This window comes from Marinobacter sp. NP-4(2019) (genome assembly GCF_003994855.1).
In the GTDB taxonomy this organism is placed as follows: domain Bacteria; phylum Pseudomonadota; class Gammaproteobacteria; order Pseudomonadales; family Oleiphilaceae; genus Marinobacter.
In genome coordinates this window covers 3,030,516-3,052,214 of record NZ_CP034142.1, presented here as the reverse complement: position 1 = coordinate 3,052,214, position 21,699 = coordinate 3,030,516, and the positions used below count along the sequence as shown (strand labels likewise).

General features: G+C 50.7%; 19 protein-coding genes. All 19 read left to right on the top strand.

From position 1 onward, the window contains the following. Window positions 1–98: 98 nt before the first annotated feature. The 19 genes from EHN06_RS13870 (at window position 99) to EHN06_RS13780 (ending at window position 21,669) form a co-directional block, all read left to right on the top strand. Window positions 99–1,217, top strand: a complete 1,119-nt coding sequence (locus EHN06_RS13870) for a polysaccharide export protein (RefSeq protein ID WP_127333135.1) — start codon at window positions 99–101, stop codon at window positions 1,215–1,217. Between the two features lie 9 nt (window positions 1,218–1,226). Next, complete coding sequence (locus tag EHN06_RS13865; RefSeq protein ID WP_127333134.1) at window positions 1,227–1,661, top strand: low molecular weight protein-tyrosine-phosphatase; 435 nt, start codon at window positions 1,227–1,229, stop codon at window positions 1,659–1,661. A gap of 16 nt (window positions 1,662–1,677) precedes the next feature. Beyond that, window positions 1,678–3,894 carry a polysaccharide biosynthesis tyrosine autokinase gene (locus EHN06_RS13860; RefSeq protein WP_127333133.1) on the top strand — a complete coding sequence of 739 codons (2,217 nt, stop codon included), beginning with the start codon at window positions 1,678–1,680 and terminating at the stop codon, window positions 3,892–3,894. Window positions 3,895–3,910: 16 nt separating this feature from the next. After that, window positions 3,911–5,014, top strand: coding sequence for a dTDP-glucose 4,6-dehydratase (gene rfbB, locus EHN06_RS13855; protein WP_127333132.1), 1,104 nt, complete (start codon window positions 3,911–3,913; stop codon window positions 5,012–5,014). After that, window positions 5,011–5,859 (top strand): dTDP-4-dehydrorhamnose reductase, encoded by an 849-nt coding sequence (rfbD, locus tag EHN06_RS13850; protein WP_127333131.1) that lies wholly within the window; start codon window positions 5,011–5,013, stop codon window positions 5,857–5,859. The genes rfbB and rfbD overlap by 4 nt, the downstream gene beginning before the upstream one ends. Continuing rightward, complete coding sequence (rfbA, locus tag EHN06_RS13845; protein ID WP_127333130.1) at window positions 5,860–6,732, top strand: glucose-1-phosphate thymidylyltransferase RfbA; 873 nt, start codon at window positions 5,860–5,862, stop codon at window positions 6,730–6,732. It begins immediately after the preceding gene. 9 nt (window positions 6,733–6,741) lie between these two features. Continuing rightward, the gene (gene rfbC / locus EHN06_RS13840) at window positions 6,742–7,302 is read left to right on the top strand and encodes a dTDP-4-dehydrorhamnose 3,5-epimerase (RefSeq protein ID WP_127333129.1); all 561 of its coding nucleotides are present in this window, start codon (window positions 6,742–6,744) and stop codon (window positions 7,300–7,302) included. Then, window positions 7,303–8,403, top strand: coding sequence for a DegT/DnrJ/EryC1/StrS family aminotransferase (locus EHN06_RS13835; RefSeq protein ID WP_127333128.1), 1,101 nt, complete (start codon window positions 7,303–7,305; stop codon window positions 8,401–8,403). A 12-nt stretch (window positions 8,404–8,415) separates the two neighbouring features. Then, window positions 8,416–9,705 carry an ATP-grasp domain-containing protein gene (locus EHN06_RS13830; RefSeq protein ID WP_127333127.1) on the top strand — a complete coding sequence of 430 codons (1,290 nt, stop codon included), beginning with the start codon at window positions 8,416–8,418 and terminating at the stop codon, window positions 9,703–9,705. Next, window positions 9,706–10,749 carry a hypothetical protein gene (locus EHN06_RS13825; RefSeq protein ID WP_127333126.1) on the top strand — a complete coding sequence of 348 codons (1,044 nt, stop codon included), beginning with the start codon at window positions 9,706–9,708 and terminating at the stop codon, window positions 10,747–10,749. Window positions 10,750–11,074: 325 nt separating this feature from the next. After that, window positions 11,075–12,523: a lipopolysaccharide biosynthesis protein gene (locus EHN06_RS13820; RefSeq protein ID WP_127333125.1), complete on the top strand. Its 1,449-nt coding sequence runs from the start codon at window positions 11,075–11,077 to the stop codon at window positions 12,521–12,523. Between the two features lie 35 nt (window positions 12,524–12,558). Next, entirely contained in the window at window positions 12,559–13,494 is a 936-nt protein-coding gene (locus tag EHN06_RS13815; RefSeq protein WP_127333124.1) for a hypothetical protein, read from the top strand. A gap of 76 nt (window positions 13,495–13,570) precedes the next feature. Next, a complete protein-coding gene (locus EHN06_RS13810) occupies window positions 13,571–13,948 on the top strand; it encodes a hypothetical protein (RefSeq protein ID WP_127333123.1) in 378 nt (125 codons plus the stop codon). Window positions 13,949–13,950: 2 nt separating this feature from the next. Beyond that, window positions 13,951–15,285 (top strand): ParA family protein, encoded by a 1,335-nt coding sequence (locus tag EHN06_RS13805; RefSeq protein ID WP_127333122.1) that lies wholly within the window; start codon window positions 13,951–13,953, stop codon window positions 15,283–15,285. After that, window positions 15,282–16,793, top strand: coding sequence for a hypothetical protein (locus EHN06_RS13800; protein WP_127333121.1), 1,512 nt, complete (start codon window positions 15,282–15,284; stop codon window positions 16,791–16,793). Before EHN06_RS13805 ends, EHN06_RS13800 begins: the two co-directional genes overlap by 4 nt. 17 nt (window positions 16,794–16,810) lie before the next feature. After that, window positions 16,811–17,785: a glycosyltransferase family 2 protein gene (locus EHN06_RS13795; RefSeq protein ID WP_206075663.1), complete on the top strand. Its 975-nt coding sequence runs from the start codon at window positions 16,811–16,813 to the stop codon at window positions 17,783–17,785. Between the two features lie 300 nt (window positions 17,786–18,085). Continuing rightward, entirely contained in the window at window positions 18,086–19,081 is a 996-nt protein-coding gene (locus tag EHN06_RS13790) for a glycosyltransferase family 2 protein (protein WP_127333120.1), read from the top strand. A 29-nt stretch (window positions 19,082–19,110) separates the two neighbouring features. Then, window positions 19,111–20,223 carry a glycosyltransferase family 4 protein gene (locus tag EHN06_RS13785; protein ID WP_127333119.1) on the top strand — a complete coding sequence of 371 codons (1,113 nt, stop codon included), beginning with the start codon at window positions 19,111–19,113 and terminating at the stop codon, window positions 20,221–20,223. 369 nt (window positions 20,224–20,592) lie between these two features. Further along, a complete protein-coding gene (locus EHN06_RS13780) occupies window positions 20,593–21,669 on the top strand; it encodes a glycosyltransferase (protein WP_127333118.1) in 1,077 nt (358 codons plus the stop codon). The last annotated feature ends 30 nt before the right edge of the window (window positions 21,670–21,699 follow it).

The following is a 21,699-nucleotide window of genomic DNA, read 5'->3' as shown; positions in this document are numbered from 1 at the left end:
CAAAGGGGCTGGCTTTGCCAGCCCCTTTGTTTGTAGTTTCGAATAAAACAGGCGTTATTATTGGCTCTATAACCAACAAAAGTCCCGGCATTACAACTATGGTATTGAGGATTCTGATTCCCCTGGCCCTGCTAGTCCTGCAAGGCTGCGCCTTTGCCCCTGGTTCACACATCAGTGCCGGCGGCTGGACTTCCGATTATAAAAACCAGCCAGAGGAAGACTTCAGTCATCTGGTGAAAGTGAGCCGCATTGGTCCAGCCAATCTGCGTGAGGCAATCGTCGCCGAAGTGCCGCTTCCACCTGAAGAATTGCTACTGAAAGACAGTGATTTCCAATATCGCATTGGTATTGGTGACGTACTGCAAATTACGGTTTGGGACCACCCGGAGCTCACCATCCCCGCAGGTTCTGAGCGCAGTTCCCAGGAATCCGGGAATGTCGTTAACGAAAATGGCGATATTTATTACCCGTACATCGGTTACGTAAACGTCGCTGGAAAAACCACCCAGAAAGTAAGGGAAGAAGTTGCGGAACGCCTCTCTGCTTATCTGGAGTCCCCACAGGTTGATGTGTCTGTCGCTGCTTTCCGCAGCCAGCGCATATACGTAAGCGGCGCAGTGGATGAACCGGGCGTTTACCCTCTCACCAACGTTCCCACTCGCCTGGTTGACGCCATCAGTCAGGCTGGTGGCCTGGAAGAGAATGGCGACTGGCGCCATGTCATACTGACCCGGAATGGGCGTGACTACACACTGTCCTTGAAAGACGTGTTCGAAAAAGGCAATAAACACCACAACGTGCTGCTAAAAAGCGGGGATGTCATTAACGTTCCACTGGGTAACGATCGCAAGGTCTTTGTGTTGGGTGAGGTAGCTAAAACCCAAACATTACCCATGGGCCGTAATGGACTCTCGCTGGCAGAAGCCATTTCCAACGTAGGTGGCCTGAACGAGCGCCAGTCGAGTGCCACTGGCGTGTTTGTAGTGCGCCGATCTGAAGAGGCAGGCCCCGACAGTGATACTCTGATCGATCTCTACCAACTGAACCTGAAAGACGCCACCGCGATGGTGATGGCGGACAGCTTCACTCTGGAAAACAGAGACCTCGTGTACGTAACCGCTGCCCCTCTGGCCCGCTGGAATCGTGTCGTGTCTTTGCTGGTGCCGTCATTCACTGCACTGTTCCTGGGTGATCGGGCGCTTAACCTCGGGGAATAGGGCAAGACCATGTTTAACCACATTTTAGTACTTTGCGTGGGTAATATCTGCCGCAGCCCCGTGGCCGAAGCCCTGCTGAAAGCCAACTTGCCCGGCAAAACCATAGAATCCGCCGGGCTGGGCGCGCTGGTGGACCATGAAGCCGACCCGACCGCCGCCGAATTGGCCCAGCGAGCGAGGCTAGACCTGACTGAGCACCGGGCACGACAAGTCACCACCGAACAGCTCCGCCGCGCAGATCTGATCCTGGTGATGAGCGAAGGCCAACGCGCCCAGGTCAGGGCCCAAGATCCGACCGCTGCCGGCAAAACCATGCTGCTTACCCATTGGTTACCCGGCAAACCGGACATCCCGGACCCCTATAAAAAAAGCCGCGAAGCCTTTGAACACGTGCACCAAATGCTCCAGGACTCCGTACAGGCCTGGCTGCCCAAGCTAAAATAATGAGCAAGAGCAACAAATGAGCGAACCAAGTACCACCCCCTCCGGTAGTCAGATCCGCCAAAACGACGACGAAATCGACATCGGCTTTTTGCTTGGCAGCCTGTGGGACCACAGAATTTTCATTGCCATACTCACCGTGGTCTTCGCTGTGGCCGGTCTTATCTACGCAACTCTGTCCACCCCAATCTACCAGGCTGATGCCCTGGTTCAGGTGGAGAAAAAGTCCGGGACTATGCCTGGGACTGATATGTCGGAGTTGCTTGGCCAGCAAGAGTCCAGCACCAGTACCGAAATCGAAATACTCCGCTCTCGGATGATTCTGGGCCAGGTAGTCGACCAGACGGACCTGGATATCGAAATACAGCCCGACAGCCTTCCCATTATTGGTGACTGGCTGCGCCGTGAGGGCTTCGCACGCCCGGGTTTTATGGAGGGGAAAGCCTCTGTATGGGCTGGCGAAACCCTGCACATTAGCGAACTGGTCGCCAGCCACGAAAGCAGTACGCTGAAATTCACACTCGAATCTTTGGGCAATGGCCGCTACCTGTTGAAAGACGCAGAAGGGAGTCAACTGGGGCAGGGCAGGGTCGGTCAGAAACTGGTTGTCGACGAACCCTGGCTGGAACTCACGGTAGCCGAGGTGAGCGCTCCGGTCGGGGCCAGCTTCACGGTTGTTAAGAAGAGCCGGCTGTCTGCCATTAATGGCCTGAAGAACCGCCTGCAAATAAGCCCGCAGGGCAAGGACACCGGCATCCTTCGCCTGACCCTACAGGGGGCAGACAAACAGGAGCTGGTTCGAAGTCTGAATACCACCAACCAGGTATTCCTCACCCAGAACATCGCACGGCAAGCCGCCGAAGCGGAAAAAAGCCTGGAATTCCTGGAAGAGCAGGTACCGAAAATCCGTGAACAGCTTAACAAGGCGGAAAACCGCCTGAACGAATATCGGTTACAGAGCGACAGCATAGACCTGAGTTTCGAAACCCAGAACGCCCTCGACAGTCTGGTGCGCATCGAAGCCAGCTTGAACGAGCTTGAGCTTCAGGAATCCGAACTGGCGCGCCGCTTTACTCCCAATCACCCGGTGTACCGTTCCTTGTTGGAAAAGAAAGACCAACTGCTGCGGGAAAAAGCCCGGCTGGAAGAGCGCACCGACAACCTCCCGGAAACCCAGCAACAGGTACTGCGCTTGAGCCGGGATGTGGAGGTAACCCAGGAAATCTACGTGCAGCTGCTCAACCGTATGCAGGAACTGCGCCTGGTTCGTGCCGGCACCGTGGGCAATGTGCGCATTCTGGATGATGCCGTCACCCAGGGGCAGGTGGCCCCCCGCCGTAACCTGATTGTGGCCGTTGCAGGCATGAGTGGTCTGCTGCTGGCCATGGTGATCGTGTTGCTGCGGGCCGCCTTTAATCGGGGTATTGTATCCCCGGAACAGCTCGAAGAGCTGGACCTGCCGGTATACGCGACGGTGCCGCTTTCCGAGGAAGAGAAACGCCTTGCGAATAAAAGCAGAGCGCCCGGCAAGCGCCGCCACAAAGGCTCCGTTAAAGAAGGCCTTTTGGCAGTGCGAAACCCGGCCGATCTCTCCATCGAGGCCATCCGCAGCCTGCGCACCTCCTTGCATTTCGCAATGATGGAAGGTAGCGATAATCGCCTGGTAATCACCGGCCCCAGCCCCGGAATCGGTAAGAGCTTTATGTCTGCCAACCTGGCGGGTGTTTGTGCACAAGCAGGTCAGAAAGTGGTGGTGGTTGATGGAGACATGCGTAAAGGCCACGTGCACGAAGTCTTTAATCAGACGGCCCATGACGGACTTTCCGAGGTGCTCTCCGGAAAGCTGGAGTTTAACCAAGCCATTCGTGGTACAGAAATGGATGGGCTCAACTGGGTCAGCCGCGGAAGTGCTCCGCCCAATCCTTCCGAACTATTGATGCAGGCGCGCTTCACCGAATTCCTGGATTACCTGAGTGAACATTTCGATCTGGTGATCATCGACACCCCGCCGATCCTGGCAGTAACCGATGCCGCTATTGTCGGCAAGCTGTGTGGTACCACACTCATGGTTGTCCGTTTCGGAGTGAACACGCCGAAAGAAATCCAGATTGCGGAAAACCGCCTGGCTACGGGAGGGGTTACCCTGAAAGGCACTATCCTTAATGCCATGGAAAAGAAAGCGGCAACGAGCTACGGCTATTATGGGTACTACAACTACGCTTACAAATCAGAGTAAATAAAGACTCGATACCATGAAACTACTCGTCACAGGCGGCGCCGGCTTCATCGGCTCCGCCGTCATCCGCCACATCATCAACAACACCAGCGATGAAGTGGTCAATCTGGACAAACTCACCTACGCCGGCAACCTGGAGTCCCTGGCCGAAGTCAGCGACAGCCCTCGCTACAACTTCGAACAGGTCGACATCTGCAACCGTGCTGAGGTAGACCGCGTGCTGGCCCAACACCAGCCAGACGCCATCATGCATCTGGCCGCCGAAAGCCACGTAGACCGCTCCATAGACGGCCCTGCAGAGTTCATTGAAACCAACATCGTAGGCACCTACACCCTGCTGGAAGCCACCCGCCAATACTGGCAATCCCTGGAAGAGACCAAAAAGGCAAACTTCCGCTTCCACCACATAAGCACAGACGAAGTCTACGGCGACCTGACGCACCCGAATGAACTCCCCTCTCCCCTCGTGGGAGAGGGGCTGGGGGAGAGGGGGAGCTTGCCTCTTTTCACCGAACAAACCCCCTATACTCCAAGCAGTCCCTACAGCGCCAGCAAAGCCAGCTCAGACCACCTCGTGCGAGCCTGGCACCGAACCTATGGCCTGCCGGTACTGGTAACAAATTGTTCCAACAACTACGGCCCATACCACTTCCCGGAAAAACTGATCCCGTTGATGATCCTCAACGCCCTGGAAGGCAAGCCGCTCCCGGTTTACGGCAAAGGCGACCAAATCCGTGACTGGCTTTACGTAGAAGACCACGCCCGGGCCCTCTACAAAGTGGTTACAGAAGGAAGTCCGGGCGAAACATACAATATCGGCGGTCACAACGAAAAACAGAACATCGAGGTAGTTCACACCATCTGCGACATCCTCCAGCAACTACGGCCACAGGAACGCAGCTACCGGGACCAGATCACCAACGTAAAAGACCGCCCCGGCCACGACATGCGCTACGCCATAGACGCCAGCAAGATCCAGAACGAACTTGACTGGGTCCCTGAAGAAACCTTCGAAACCGGTATCCGAAAAACCGTCCAGTGGTACCTGGATAACCTTGACTGGTGCCAACGAGTACAAGACGGCAGCTACCAACGCGAGCGCCTGGGGGCAGGGGAGTGAACATTCTACTCCTGGGGAAAACAGGCCAAACCGGCTTTGAACTGCACCGGACCCTTTCCCCCTTGGGCACCATCAGCGCCCCGGGCAGGGAAGAGCTGAACCTGTCGGATCATCAAGCCGTTAACCAGTACCTGGTCAATACCAGACCAAACCTGATCGTGAACGCCGCCGCCTGGACAGCTGTAGACGCCGCTGAAGACCAGAAGGCAGAAGCCGAACGCCTCAACGCTGGCCTGCCGAAGCAGTTGGCCCAATACGCCGCTGCGAACAGCGCCCGGCTGATCCACTACAGCAGCGATTACGTCTACCCGGGCACAGGTAAAACCCCGTGGAAGGAAACTAGCGCCACTGGCCCCCTGAGCCACTACGGCGAAACCAAACTCCAGGGCGACCAGGCCATCGAACAAAGTGGCGCGGATCACCTCATCTTCCGCACCAGCTGGGTCTACAGCGCCCGTGGCAACAACTTCATGAAAACCATGCTGCGCCTGGCCGAAAGCAAAACCGAACTCAACATAGTGGCGGATCAGATCGGCGCCCCCACGCCGGCGAGGCTCATCGCCCAGGTAACGGCACTGGCCATACACAGCAATCTTAAAAGCGGCCTCTACCACCTTGCCCCCCAAGGCGAAGCCAGCTGGCAAGACTTCGCGACAGAAATCTTCCACTTGGCCGGAAAAAGCACAAAAGTAATCCCCATCCCGACCAGCGATTACCCAACTCCCGCAGAGCGCCCGCTGAACTCAAGGATGGACGTAGCAAAACTGGAACAAGCCCTCAATATCCAGCTCCCAACCTGGCAAAGCCAGCTGGAGTTAACATTGGGTGAATACCTGGAGAAGTAAATGAAAGGGATTATCCTGGCCGGCGGTTCCGGCACCCGTCTGTACCCAATCACAAGGGGCATCTCCAAGCAGCTCCTCCCGGTGTACGACAAGCCCATGATCTATTACCCGCTATCCGTCCTGATGCTGGCCGGAATACGGGAGATCCTTGTTATCACCACACCGGAAGATCAGGAAGGCTTCAAACGTCTCCTGAGTGATGGCAGTCAATGGGGCATTAATCTGACATATACCGTACAACCCAGCCCGGATGGCCTGGCTCAGGCCTTTATCATCGGCGAAGAATTCATAGGTAACGACAGCGTTTGCTTAGTTCTGGGCGATAATATTTACTATGGTCAGGGCCTGAGCAACATGTTGCAAGCCGCTGCCAGCCGGGACAGAGGAGCCACCGTATTCGGTTACCAGGTTACCGACCCGGAGCGTTTCGGTGTGGTAGCGTTTGACGAGCATCAGCGTGCTATCTCCATTGAAGAAAAACCGACTCAGCCGAAATCCGACTATGCGGTCACCGGCCTGTATTTCTACGACAATGACGTTGTCGACATTGCTAAATCAGTTACCCCCTCCGCCCGTGGTGAACTTGAAATCACCACCGTTAACCAGGCCTACCTGGAACGAGGGGATCTGAACGTGGAACTGCTGGGCCGGGGCTTCGCCTGGCTGGACACCGGCACTTTCGACTCCCTGCACGAAGCCGCCGGCTTTATCGAAACCCTGGAAAAGCGCCAGGGCCTGAAAATCGCCTGCCTGGAAGAGGTCGCCTACCGCATGGGCTTCATCGGTGAAGAACAACTGCTGGCCGAGGCTGAAAACCTTAAAAAGAACAGCTATGGCGATTACCTCAAGAAACTGGTCAAAAGTGCAAAGTAAGCGAGCTCTATGAAAATCACTGAAACCAGAATTCCAGACGTAAAACTCATCGAACCCAAAGTGTTCGGAGACGAACGCGGCTTCTTCATGGAAACCTGGAACGAAAAAGCCTTCCGTGAAGCCGGCATCAACGTCACTTTTGTGCAGGACAACCACAGCCGCTCGGTGAAAAATACCCTGCGCGGCCTGCACTACCAGATCAAACAGCCCCAGGGCAAACTGGTGCGGGTAACCCGTGGCGAAGTGTTCGACGTAGCCGTAGACTTGCGCACCAACTCGCCGACCTTCGGCCAGTGGGTAGGGGAATACCTCTCGGAAGAGAACAATCGTATCCTTTGGGTTCCGCCTGGGTTTGCCCATGGTTTTCTGGTTACCAGTGACACGGCGGATTTTCAGTACAAGTGCACCGACCTATACGCGCCCGAGTATGAACGCTCCATCCGTTGGAACGACCCAACCCTGAACATAGACTGGGGCGTAGCCAACCGGGAAGACCTGCTGCTATCCGGCAAAGACAAAGAAGCCCAAAGCTTGGAACAGGCCATGGCTGAACTCAAAGAGCATTACTGAATGATACCCGTCTCCAAACCCTACCTCCCCAACCGGGAGAAACTGGATCAATTCCTGGACGGCATCTACGAACGCCAATGGCTAACCAATAACGGCCAACTGGTACAAGAGCTCACCCAACGGCTGGGAGACTATCTGGGCGTTGAAAACCTGCTGCTGGTCTCCAACGGCACCCTGGCCCTGCAAATTGCCTACCGAGCCCTGGGCGTGAGCGATGCAACCCCGGGCGCACAGCCGGAAGCCATCACCACCCCGTTTACCTTCATCGCCACGGCCAGCTCCCTGAAGTGGGACGGCGTGCAGCCGGTGTTCGCAGACATAGATCCCAACACCTGGTGCCTGACCCCGGCCAACATCGAAGCGGCCATTACCCCGAACACCCGGGCTATCGTACCCGTGCACGTATTCGGCAACGCCTGCGATGTAGAAGCTATTAGAACCATCGCCCAAAAGCACAACCTGAAAGTCATCTACGACGCCTCCCACGCCTTTGGTGTGAGCTACAAAGGCGAAAGCCTGCTCAAACACGGCGACGCAGCCACCCTCAGCTTTCACGCCACCAAGCTGTTCCACACAGGCGAGGGAGGGGCCATCATCTTCAAGCGCAAGGAAGATCTGGAGCGGGCGAAGAAAATGATTAACTTCGGCATCACCGGGCCGGAGAGCATTGAAGAGCTGGGCATCAACGCCAAAATGAATGAATTGCAGGCGGCAATGGGGTTGTGTGTGCTGGATGAAATGGAAGAAAACCTGAAAGCACGGGCCGCTGTGTGGCACCGGTACGAACAGGCACTGAGCCAGGCCCTGCAACTGCAAGCAAAACCGAAAGCACTGGATTATAACTACGCCTACTTCCCGGTGGTGTTCGAAAACGAGGAACAGGCTGTGCGAGTAGCGGTCACGCTGAAAGAGAACGGCGTTCTGGCGAGGCGGTATTTTTACCCGTCGCTGGAATCGGTGGCGTGTTTGGATGCGGAGGCTGACCAGCCCGTATCCAGAGATATCGCCAGCCGGATACTTTGCCTGCCGATTTTTACCGAGCTGGAAGTAGAGCAGGTTAATAAGATTTGCCGAGTTGTTAATGATATTTTTAGATACTAGGTTGTTCGGGAAATGAAAAAGAAATTACTGGTTTTCCCATGTGGTTCTGAGGTGGCTCTTGAAATCCACCGTTCACTGCGTTTCAGTGCGCACTTCGAACTAGTGGGGGCATCAAGTGTTGATGACCACGGGAAATTTGTGTTTGAGAAATATATCGGCGGCATACCGTTTCACAATCACCCGGATTTTATTTCAGTCGTTAAAGGCATTGTCCAAAGAGAACAAGTCGATGCCATTTTTCCGGCAATGGACGCGGTGGCCACGACACTCAAAAGTAATGAGAGCACACTTGGCTGTGTGGTAATTGGGTCCGGCGCCGATACTACGGCTGTTTGTTCATCGAAGTCTGCTACCTATTCCCGCTTGTCTGATTGTATTCCTTGCCCGGCATGGGCTAATGAACTGAGCAGGGTTGAGCAGTATCCGGTTTTTATCAAGCCTGATGAAGGTTATGGGTCCAGAAATGTGGGCATTGCGAATTCTAGAGAAAGTGCAGAGAAGTTTTTGCAAGACCACCCAGGTACTTCCTTTGTGTTTTGTGAGTACTTGCCAGGAGAAGAGTTTACAGTGGATTGTTTCAGTAGCTCAAAAGGGGAGCTGCTATTTCATGGCGCAAGAAAAAGAGCAAGGGTCAGTAACGGCATCAGTGTGAACACCGTGGAGTCAAGTAAGCACAAAGAGGCAATTTATAAAGCCGCAATGGCGATTAATGATAGATTGCAACCGCGCGGGGCTTGGTTTTTTCAGATGAAGGAGAACAAGGATGGAGATCCAGTTTTACTGGAAGTCGCTGCACGGTTAGGTGGTTCTTCGTCGTACTTTCGTGCCAAGGGTGTTAATTTTGCGTTGTTGAGCGCGTTTGATGCTTTTGATATTAGCGTAAAAGTCGAGCCCAATACCTACGACGTTGAACTGGATAGAGCGCTGGGAAGTCGATACAGAATTGATTTGACATACGATACAGTATTCATAGATTTCGATGACTGTTTGCTGCTGGACAACAAAGTTAATACAGAGTTGGTCAAATATATTTTTCAAGCTCGTAATCAAGGTGTCGCTGTCGTTCTGATCACCCGGCACGAGAAAGATATTTTCCAAACGCTCAAGGAATACAGGCTTGAAGGGATGTTTGATCAGGTAATTCATATTAAAGATAAACGTCCAAAATCTGAGTTTATTACCAAAAAGCACTCAATATTTATAGATGACTCCTTTGCAGAAAGAGCGGAGGTAAAGCGAACACACGGTATTCCAGTTTTTTCCCCGGATATGGTTGAAATGTTAATGATTTCGGAGGGCTGAATGCAAAAATTTATACACCTTGGTATGCCAAAGGCGTTGAGTTCAGCCTTGCAGGAAAGTTTTTTCTCCAAGCATGAGGATATTCATTTTCTTGGTGTGGGTGTTGGTAGTCTGATTGACTATGTCAACGATCCGATTAATAGAATATTTGAGACCCTGATTCCCTATTCCAATAACGACTTTTATCAGTCGAACAAAGGGTCAGCGATAGCAGATTTTGGGTTGGAAATTCGGAAGGCTGTTGAACATAATAAAAAGTGGGTTGGTGTTTCGAGCGAATGGTTAGGGTTTAATTTTACTCCTGAAATGGTTGAGCCCGATATAAAAATGAAACGATTAGCTGAGGTTGTGGGCTCCGACGCTAAAATAATTTTTTTGACAAGAAGTAATTTTTCGTTTGTTAAGTCACTTTGGGCCGAGTTAGTCAAAGTCGGTCTGCCAAAATTATTTTCAGAATATTGTCAATATCTTTGGGATTTTCAGGACAGAAGTTGTCTTTATGAAATGCTTTATGATCTTCAGTATTCACGGGTTGTCAAGTATTTCGGTAGGGAGAATATTCATATTGTTCCGCTGGAAAAATTCAGATCCAAGAATGGGGAGCTAACAGAGACCAATCAAAAAATCGATTTGATTTCTTATTTGTGTCGGGCTTTGGATGTTAACTATCCTTCTAATTTTATGTTGCCATCGGTTAATCCCTCTTTAAGTAATAAGGAGCTCTTTCATAAGCTTGAACTAAATAAAAAGTATCGCCATGATTTTGGAAATTTATTGTTTGAGCCTTCCAATATTCATCGAAGCCGTAAGCAGCTCGAATGGTTGGGTTCCGCTGAAGATAAAGACGTATTTCGAGATGTTAAGATGAAGAGGCTTTTGCTTGAACAAGCAAAACTGGCGGCCAAAAAATCTAACTCTGAAGTTTCTTATGAATTGCCAAAGTCGCTTGCAAAAAATCTGAGTCAGCTTTTCATCGAATCCAATCAGAGGTTTGAAGAAATGAGCGGGATCACTCTCCCAGATCAGTATTTTCAGCCACTCTGATACAAGCTCTTCTTATTACTGACAAAATACGTGTTTAATGGCCGCTACAAGAATGTTCCTGGGAGGCGCATTTCTCGAATACCAATCGTTGTCGGTTGGAGGATTATTCGCAAGGGGATGCGGAGCGGGTATATGAAGCAATCACCACGGGCAAGGAATAAGCAAAATCGTGTTAGGTAAAATCAAAAACCGTGTTCGCCAGAAGGCAGCAGAACTGCGTAACCAGCGTAAAGCTTTAGGCAAGGCTAGGTATTTTCGTAGCCGTGGATTCGCCGTTTAATGATTTCCCCATGGGAAAACCACACATGAAGGTTCGCGACATCTGATGCAGACGATGAACCGCAAGATCGGTGTAGGAGTGCTCTGGAACCTGGCGAGCCTGTTCCTCACCCGAGGAGCCAGCACCATCTTCATGTTGTTCCTCGCCCGCCTGCTCGCGCCGGACGCCTTTGGTTTGGTGGCCATGGCCACTGTTGTGTTTGAGTTGGCCAACGCCTTTATCAACTCGGGCCTTGGCGCCGCGCTGATTCGAAGTAAAACCGTGTCAGACTCTGACTTAAACACTGTGTTCTACACCAACCTGTTGTTAAGTTTGGTGGCATACGCCGCTTTGTTTGCCGGCGCGCCCTACATAGCAGCGTTCTATAGCCAGCCAGAGTTGACCTCCCTAATTCAGGTAATGGGATTGGTTGTTTTCATTAATGCGGCCAAGGTAGTCCAAGTAGCGGTACTCAGTCGCAGAATGGACTTCAAAACTCAGATGAAGGCTAACACTGCAAGTGTATTAGTCTCGGGCTGCCTCGCAGTGGCCGCCGCTTGGAGCGGGTGGGGTGTTTGGAGTCTTGTGGTGCAGATGCTGAGTTCTGCCTTAGTGTCAGCCTTATTGGTTTGGTTTGTAAGCAAGTGGCGCCCTTCACTTGTGTTTAGTATTGAATCATTTTCGCGGCTGTTCCATTTTGGAAGAAATTTGTTAGCAGAGGGGTTGTTACAGATATTATTTGAAAACTCCTATGTGCTAGTGATAGGTCGTTTTTTTAGTGCGGAACTGACGGGCTTGTACTTTCTCGCCAAAAAACTCAGTAACCTTATATCACAACAGCTGACCAATGCGGTGCAACAAGCCACCTTCCCAGCCTTGTCGACTCTACAGGATGATAACAAGGTGCTCTTGCACAAATACCGCCAGATCATGCAGCTCATGATGTTCCTGATTGCGCCGATCATGGGGTTACTGGCAGGGCTGGCGCCGGTGTTGTTTGAGTTGATGTTTGATAAACGTTGGTTCGGTGCGGTACCTTATTTGCAGTTGCTCTGTGTGGTTGGCGCGTTGTATCCGCTTCACGCATTAAATGTGAATTTGCTTAACGTAAAAGGTCGCTCGGACCTCGTGCTGAAGGTCGGCTTGGTAAAGAAATCTGTCAATCTGACATTGTTGTTTATAGCGATACCTTATGGGATTTTTGGAATTGTAGTTAGCCAGGTTGTTGGTTCGTTTATGGCGCTTATTCCTAATACCTACTTTTCTGCTCGTTTGGTTGGGTACTCTTTAATTGATCAGGTTAGAGATATTACAAAACCACTCCTTGCCGCGCTGGTCTCAGGATTTGCCTCTTGGTGTTTCGTGGAACAGGGTGATCAGAATTTGCCTCTATGGTTTATTGGTGGCGGCACTGTTGGATTGGTAACCTATGCTGCAGTGTCACTGTTGATTCGTGTTGAAGGTGCCAGCTTATTGGTTAAGAAAGTCAAAGATCGAAAAGCTGCTATAGGATAGCTGAGCCAAAAATATTCCAACTAGGAATTTGAATTTTGAAATTTATTATTTGGACGCCAGTATACAGAGACAATAGTGGAGGCATTATTGTGCTTCATAAGCTGGCCAGCATGCTCCGGGAAGCAGGTCGTGTAACACTTATATGGCCCCAACCAAAACCTTCTTTTAGTGAATTGAAAACATTGCGTGGTTGGATAAAGCTTGCTAATTGGTTTAAATTTCAGTTAAAAAATCTAGCTACCAATCGAGACATTAAATCTCCCTACAAATTAGATATAGCAACAAATAAAGATATTTCAGGTGCAGTTGTTGTTTATCCAGAAATTACAGCAGGCAACCCACTGGGAGGAAGTTGTGTCATTAGATGGTTGTTAAATAAGCCTGGCGTGATAAGTGGTGTGACAGATTTTGGCAGCAACGATTTGTTTTTCTATTACCATAAACACTTTAATGACTGGACGATCAATCCTCATGAGGATCATCATCTACGTGTCTCTGAATTAAAATCAGATATTTACCAAAACACCAATAAGGCTGAGCGTTCAGGTCAGTGTTACATGGTCCGAAAAGGCCGTGATAGACCTTTAGACTATCATGAAGTTGGCGCTCAGTGCGTGGATGGTCTTTCTCATGAAGAGTTATCGGTAATATTTAATAAGTGTGAATATTTTATTTGTTATGACTTGTACACCATGTATTGTCGGTACGCGGTAATGTGCGGATGCATACCAATAGTCGTTCCTCAAGAAGGCTTGTCAAAAGAGGAGTGGCGGCCCGAAATTCAAAATCGCTACGGAATCGCTTACGGATGGGATGATGTTTCTTGGGCTGTCGAGACTAGAGGCAAGCTTCTTGATTATCTGGCTGAGGAGGAGAGTCGAAGCATCGATTCAGTTGATAGGTTTGTAGCTATTGTTGAGCGCTATTTTGCGGATCAATTGAGTGTAAATTCAGCGGATGATCAGCGGTAATCTCGATGTAATTGGGATTTCGTTTTAGTGACCAAACCAGCCAGCGATGGCAAGCTCACAACCCAAAAGCCCACTCATGGACAACTTCAAACAATCCGCCCTACGTTGGCTCAGGGATGGTGAATTTCTCTTCCACGCCAGCCGCTACGGCGGCGCAAGTCACGCATTCGGCATAGCTGCGGAGTGCGCACTGAAACACGCCATGGACAATCTGCCCGGCGGTGAGCGCGAGTTGCCCTATAAACATCTTCCGGAACTCGTTCATGACGCAAAGCGCTGGTTCAGCGGGCGAACCAGCCGTGGGCTTTATCAACTGATCAATTCCCAGAGCTATATGGCAGAATGGTCTATAGGAAACCGGTACTGGCTCGATGACTACTTTAGCCAGGAAGCATCAGAGCGCTTTCGTGATCACGCACGGCGTACCTGCATAGCAGCGGATTTAGGGATATAAGCATGCGACCGCAAGCACATATTACTTTCGATCAGTGCCTGCCACTGCTGGTGCGCGTCGTGCGTGAGCTTGTGCCATCGGTGGATTTTGCCGAACTTCGGGTTGTGCGTGATATGCATGGCCGTTTGTATTTAATGGTGCCGGATAATTGGTCAGATTCTGAAGTTGGCGCTCTGAAAGAAAAGCTTCAGAGTGTACTTGGCCACTACAGCCCGGGTATGAACGGGGTCGCCAGGTATCAGGACACTCTGGCAGGGGGAGCGCTTTTTCAGGAGCCCACGTTGGTCCACTGGGTAGATGGCGTTAACCTGCACCTGATTGAGCGCCGTGCAATGGGGCAGGACTGGGCGCTACAGCCGCAGGCTGGTCCGCAATTTCATCCCCCACGCTTTGTTTTCCACAGTCTGAAAGGAGGTGTGGGGCGTTCAACGGCCATGATGTTGTGGGGGCGGGAGTTGGTTCGCCAGGGCCGCACCGTGTTGTTGGTAGACCTGGATCTTGAAGCGCCTGGGCTGGGTGCGCACATGCTGGAGCCTGAACACCGCCCAGTATATGGCGTTTTGGATTGGCTGGTTGAAGATCTGGTGGGTAATGCGCGTGCGGCCATGCCGAAAGACATGGTGGCTCAGAGTACTTTGGTGAATAGTCCGGGTTTGTGGGTAGCGCCAGCGTTGGGCAAGCGTGCGTTTGATAGCCCGGAAAACGTGATGGCCAAACTGGCCCGTGGCTATCTTGAAGGAGAAGATGGTCTCGGTTTCGCCGCAAGGTTGCGGCACATGGTGGAGGCGCTTGAAGCCCATGTGAAGCCGGATGTTGTATTGATTGATAGCCGCGCTGGATTGCATGAAACCGTTGCCGCGAATCTTCTGCATTTGAACGCCGAGGTATTTTTGTTCGCGGTGGATGTTCCGGCTACTTGGGAGGGTTATCGCTACTTGCTGTCGCATCTGACACAACTGGCGCAGGTAAGCGGTAAGGCGAGCCAGCAGCTAGTAGATTGGCGGGAGCGTTTTCACATGGTTCACGCGCGCTCAAGCATGAGTGAAGCAGATAAGCGTCGTTTTGCATCCCGTGCATTCAATGTATGGGTTGATACACTCTACGACGAACTGCCACCAGATGAGTTGGTTGATGCTGCTCCAGCGTTTACTTTTGATGAGTTTGATTCCGATGCGCCGCACTGGCCTTTATCCATCCTCAGGAGTGATCACTTTGAGGCGCTGGACCCGATGATGCAGTTAGCAAGCATTGGTGAAAGTGCCATCCGGGAGGCGTTTGGTGAGCTATTCTCAGGGCTAAATCATTGTCTGGCTCTGGCCAAGGTAGATATCTTATGAATTCCAATGAGCAGTTGCTGGAGACCTTGCGACCCGCTTTTGAGGCGATACCGGAGGAAGTTGCTCATCACGGTACTGAGCCGCCTGAACCTGCGAGTGTGTACGTGGTTCCGGGCCATGAAAGCGCATTGAATCCGGATACGGCAATTGTCGTGGGTGATAGAGGCACGGGCAAGAGCTTCTGGAGTTCCGCGCTCAATGGCGAGGCCACCCGGATGGTGATTGGACAGCAACTCAAGCGCATTCGCCTTGATAACACCTGCGTAGGCTGGGGCTTTTCATCGGAAACGAGCAACCGTAACCACCCGTCGAGGAGGGTTTTGCAGCGGTTGCTTGATCAGAACTTTAACCCGGAGGACATCTGGCGCACGGTCATTCTTTATCAGTTGCTGGAAGCGTCCGGGCAAGCTTTTTTTGAAGGCACTGAAGACTGGCCAGCGCGAATTCAGCGTGTGGCCGATAATCCGGAAGCAGAAGAGCGCCTGTTCGCGTCGATCAATGAAGAGCTGGAGTCCCGTGGTGAACGGCATCTGCTGGTGTTCGATGCCCTTGACCGCCTGGGGAATGATTGGGCTCAAATCCGTGTGTTATTGCGAGGCCTGCTGAGGGTAGGGCTTGATTTGCGGGAGTTTCGCGCAATCCGCACCAAATTTTTTCTGCGCCAGGATATGTGGGAAGACCAGTCTGTATGGGCCTTCCCGGATGCATCCAAATTGACCCATGGCCGGGTGTTGCTGCAATGGCACAGGGCAGACTTGTACGGTTTGCTGTGGCACCAGCTTGCCAATAACGCCCGGTCCGGCCCCCAGTTTCGCCAGTGGGTCCAGCGCGAATACCAGTGCTCGTTTGGTGAGGTAACCACAAACGGCGTAACGGTTTACGTGGTGCCAGAGGCCATTCGTACCCGGGAAGCCAACCAGTCAGCCTTGCTGCAGGCGATTGCCAGCCGGTTCATGGGCACAAACCGCCGCCGTGGCAATACCTTTACCTGGCTGCCAACCCACCTGGCCGATGCCAAAGGCCAGGTGAGCCCGAGAAGTTTTCTGGTGGCACTGAAACACGCCCATACACTAACCCAGCGGCAATACCCGGAAGCCGACGTGCTGCTGCACTATGAAGGTATCAAAAAGGGTGTTCAGGAAGCTTCCCGCCTTCGCTTGCGGGAGCTGCAGGAAGACTACCCCTGGATTCAGCAGGTGCTTGACCCATTACAGGGAATGACAGTGCCCGCCAATGAAGAAGAGCTGCACGCACGCTGGCGGGATGATGATGTCGTAAACAGGGTTCTGCAAGCAGCCGCTGACAATAACCAAACTCTGGACGATAGTGTACGACCATACCTGCCTCCCCACTCACTGGAAAACCAGGCGCAGGAGGGAACGCTGACCCAGGCAATGATAGAAATCGGTGTAATCAACCGAACCGCAGACGGCCGCCTGAACATGCCAGACCTGTTCCGGGTGGCGGCAGGTATTGGCAGGCGCGGTGGGGTTCGGGCAATACGATAATGATGGTTCAATACTAAATGAAAATTTCCATAGCCATGGCCACCTACAACGGTGCCCAATACATACAAGAGCAACTCCAAAGCTTCGTAGGCCAGACTCGCCAGCCGGACGAACTAATCATCACAGACGACTGCTCCACAGATCAAACGGAAGCCATCGTCCGCGAGTTCGCAAAAACAGCGCCATTCATCGTCGAGTTCCACCGTAACGAAAAGAACCTGGGCTACTGCGGCAACTTCAACGCAGCGTTGATGAAGACGACCGGCGATCTGGTTTTTCTCAGTGACCAGGATGACGTGTGGTTCCCGGAGAAGATCGAACACATGATCAGTGTTGCCGAGCGTAACCCGCAAGCGTTGGTGGTGATGAACGATGCCGCGTTGACGGATGGAGAGTTAAATGAGGTGGGGTTGACCAAGGTAGGCCAGATACGCTCGGCCGGCTTTACTATGGATAACTTTGTGATGGGCTGCTGTTGCGGGATTCGTCGCGAGTTATTGGACTTTTGTATGCCTATTCCGGCGGGCATTAACGGCCATGACAACTGGATTGTAGACTTCGCAGACGCTCTGAATAGCAAAGTGGTCGATGATCGGGTGCTTCAATACTACCGTCGGCACGAATCCAACGAATCGCAGTTTATTGCTAACCGTACAACGAGGGTTACCCCGCGGCTGGCTTTTATACACTCGGTGAAAAAGCTATTTGAAGGTGATGTTCGTGAGAGAGAAGATGCTCAGATTGCACAGCAGCAGGTGATGATCGAGGGCATTCAACGGGTGCAAGCGGTAGCACCCCAAAAATACCACGCCAATTTGGAGCATATGTTGGAAACAGCTGAAGCCGCAGCGAATAGTTTTGAGCTGCGTGTACGTGTTCGAGAGAAGTGGCTTTTGCCGAGAATGGCTGCAACGCTTGGCCTGCTATTGAAGGGTGGCTACCGAAATACCAGTGGAGTTAAGGCGGTTTTGAGGGATTTGGTGGGCTGTTAAATCAGTTCACTAAAAGGTGAGTCACCACAAGATAATTGTCATCGGATCACTCATGTTGACCGTATGCGACAGAAGTCACTGGCTTGTTGAGATGGCGAATCAAATTTTAACGATAAAATTGAGATAGTCTGAGGCTATACATCAATTCATGGGTGTCGATAGAAAGTTCCTATCTCATGGTGAGCTGTACAGCTTGGGAAACAAGACAATTCTGTATGTCTGTACTTAAAGATGGTTTAGCAGAAAAAAGCTTTGTTAATAAAGCCGACTTAAACTTAACGCTTCTATGTTGGAACAGTAGTGGATACTCCATTTTTCTCTGTGATTAGCCCAAATTTTAATTCTGGGAAAAAATTGTTACGTGCGGCTCAGTCGCTTTCAAGAAACAAAGTGAGCTTTGAGCATATAGTTGTTGACGACTGTTCTACAGATGGATCGTTTAATCTACCGTGTGAACTTGAAAGTTCTACGATTCTTGTGCGTAACGAAAAGAATCTCGGGCCCGGACCATCGCGCAATAAAGGCCTTGAGATTGCCAGAGGTCGCTATGTTATATTCATGGACTCAGATGATTTCTTTATGCCACTCGCGTTAGATCTTATCCATCACGCGCTTATGTCCGAAGGCTGCCCTGATGTTTTTATTTTTGGATACTACTTTAATAGGTCTGGACGTCATGACAATTTAGAGGATGATGTTAAGGTTGAAATGTCCTATTATAAATTGTTAGATGGGGAGGTTCTCCTCCGAAAGTACTTTCTGGATGAGATCGTGTCCGCGCCTTGGGGGAAATGTTTATCTTCACATTTAGCGAAAGGAGCAAGGTTTCCATCCCTCAGGGTATCTCAAGATGCCTTTTATAATCTTGATGTTTTTTTGAAAGCAGAATCCACCATTATTAGTGATGATAAGCTTTATGTTTTTGATAAGTCGGATTCTAAAAGTCTGACTAGCAGGCCGTTTGATTATTCAGAGTTCAAGAAATTTTACAGGAGCTGGATTGCTTTTGAGAGAAAGGTGCTAAGCGATACAGCCCTGATAAAATATAGGGATCTGGTTTACGCTAGAAAAATAAAGTTCTGTGTTCTTTATTATATGAATAGGCTTGCACTAACGCCGGAGGCAGAAAGAGATTCGAGAGTTGTTGCATTTGTTAAGGCGCTGTTCCTGAGAAATATTTGGCTGGCTCGCAGGAATCTTTCGGGGAAATCTATTGCTGCATCCTTTCTTTTCTGCATCGTTCCAAAAATTACACTTCTTGTTTTAAGGTCGAGGCTTTTGAAGGGGAGCAAGTGACGAAATCATGTATATATCTTCGCTTAAACATGAATAAAAAAGTTTGTTTTTTTACTGGTTCACAAGCTCTCCCTGGCGGAACCGAAAGGGCCTGCTCAGATGTTGCTAATACAATTCGTCGGGCAGGCTACTCCGTTACGATCCTCAGCCAATACAATGGCAAAAAAAGTTTTTACGAGGTTGATTCAGGCATTGAGTTGAGGGAGCTTTTTCCATTGAGGCCTTGCGGGTCTACAGGTTTTCTTAAAACATCATGGAGGCTATTTAGATTTGTTGTTAGAAATCGCCCGGATGTTTTGATTGCTGTAGAAAGCTTGTCGTTTTTATTCCTTGTATTCTGTTTTTTTCTTCCAAATCGGCCGGTGGTGGTCAATTGGGAGCATTTTAATGCAGAAATTGATCTTGGGTTGAAGTCTAGGAATTTTGCTAGAAGGCTAGCGGTATGGTTGTCGGACAAAATTGTGGTTTTATCCGATAAAGACAAACAGTGCTGGAAGACGTACCTGAAATGTCCCGATGATAAAGTTATTCGTATTTATAACCTGAACCCAGTGTCAGTTAATGCCAACGCGAGGAGTAAGGATGATACTTCCCTTCAGCGCCGAGTTTTAGCGGCTGGCCGTTTGACATACCAAAAAGGGTTCGACCTGCTCATAAAAGCTTGGAGTTCCTTACCGGAAGAGCAGCGTGAGGGTTGGAACCTCCGGATATGTGGGGAGGGGAATGATCGCCCCATTCTTGAAAGGCTGATTGAAAAGTTTGGACTGGGCAAGGAGGTTCAGTTGGTGGGGCAAATATCTGATATTAAGTCGGAATACGAAGGAGCAGACCTTTTCGTTTTATCGTCCAGGTTTGAGGGGTTTGGCCTGGTGGTTTTGGAAGCCTTGAGTTTCGGGGTTCCCGTTGTGAGTTTTGACTGCCCGGCCGGCCCATCGGAGATTATAGAAAATGAGGTTGATGGAGTCCTAGTTCCGTCAGAAGACATTGAAAGGCTCTCGGATGCCATTGCTTCTATCATTAATGACGAACACAAGCGGCTATTAATGGCGAGAGCGGCACTGCGGGATAGGCCTCAGTTTTCTCGGGAAGTGGTTGGTGCGCAGTGGATATCTTTGCTTGAGTCTCTTGGCTGTTGCCGTTGATAATTATCAGCTCAATCGGTTAGTTCGCCAGGGCCGAATAAGCTAAGGCTCTCCAGTGAGCCCCAATCGCAGTGACCAGCGACCAGAAAATCATGGGCTGGATAGCTATCACACCAGCAGTGATAAATTCCACAGTGAATGGAATGCCGGGCCGGTGGACCCCTGAACCGTTTTTCCAAAGGTAAATTTTCCACGCTTCCTGGTTTACCCATGCGTATCAAGCCTAAGCAGTCCGGGTTGATCCGTGTCTGGGTGCCGTATGGTTTAACAGATGCCTTGGTAAGTATATGAGGACGAAGTAAATGATCGTGGCCAGAAAAATTAGTATGGTCTGATATTCAGAAAACGGAGTTTGTTTCGTTGAGAATTATGTACGTTATAACCGGGCTTGGGTTGGGTGGCGCTGAAAAAGTTGTTACCTCACTAGCGGACGAAATGGCGGATCGGGGTAATAAAGTACTTCTGGTTTATATGACCGGTGATGCTCTGCTTAGGCCGTCGAATCCAGCTGTGGAATTGGTCAAACTGGAGGTTAATTCACCAAGAGATTTGCTTACTTTTATAGCAGAGTTTCGTCAGCTTCATGCCCGCTTTGAGCCCGATGTAGTTCACACTCACTTGGTACATGCGAACATCATTGTTCGGCTAAGTAGGTTGATCACGCCCATTCGCCGATTGATCACTACAGCCCACAATCGGAATGAGGAAGGCCGGTTCCGGATGGTAGGTTATCGAGTGACAAATTGGTTGGCGGACGTTTCCACAAATGTGAGTGCCGAGGCAGTTCGTGCATTCGAGCTTCAGAGGGCTATTCCTCCCGGTAAAATGCTTGCTGTCCACAACGGCATATCCCTTTGTCAGTTTCAGACATCGGTCAGCGGGGTATCACGGATCAGGTCTGAGTTTGGGTTGGCCGATGACACGAAATTAATCGTTTCAGTAGGTAGACTTTCTGAGCCCAAAGATTATCCCAATCTATTGAACGCGCTTGCGCGAGTTGGGAATGAAAGCAGTGATTGGCATCTGGCTGTGGCTGGGGACGGGCCTTTAAGGAATCAGTTGGGCAGTTTAACTCAAAAGCTCGGTTTGGATGATCGAGTTAGTTTTCTAGGCGTCAGGAATGACATTCCGGATTTGTTGTCTGCAGCTGACCTTTTCGTTCTCTCCTCTGCGTGGGAAGGATTTCCCATGGTGGTAGGCGAGGCGATGGCATGTGAATGTGTCGTAGTTGCTACTGATTGTGGTGGCGTTCGCGAATTTCTCGGGGATTCAAAGTTATTGGTAAAGCCAAAGAGCCCAGAAGCGTTAGCTGCTGCCATTAACGATGCATTAAAACTTTCTCCCGACCAGAGGGCGGCTTATGGTCAATCCGCTCGTAAGAGGATACGGGAGTTCTATTCACTGGAAGCAACCGTGGATAAGTGGTTGGCGATCTACAAAGGGTGATTTGCTTGTGAGCTTTGCTGAAAAAAGCGT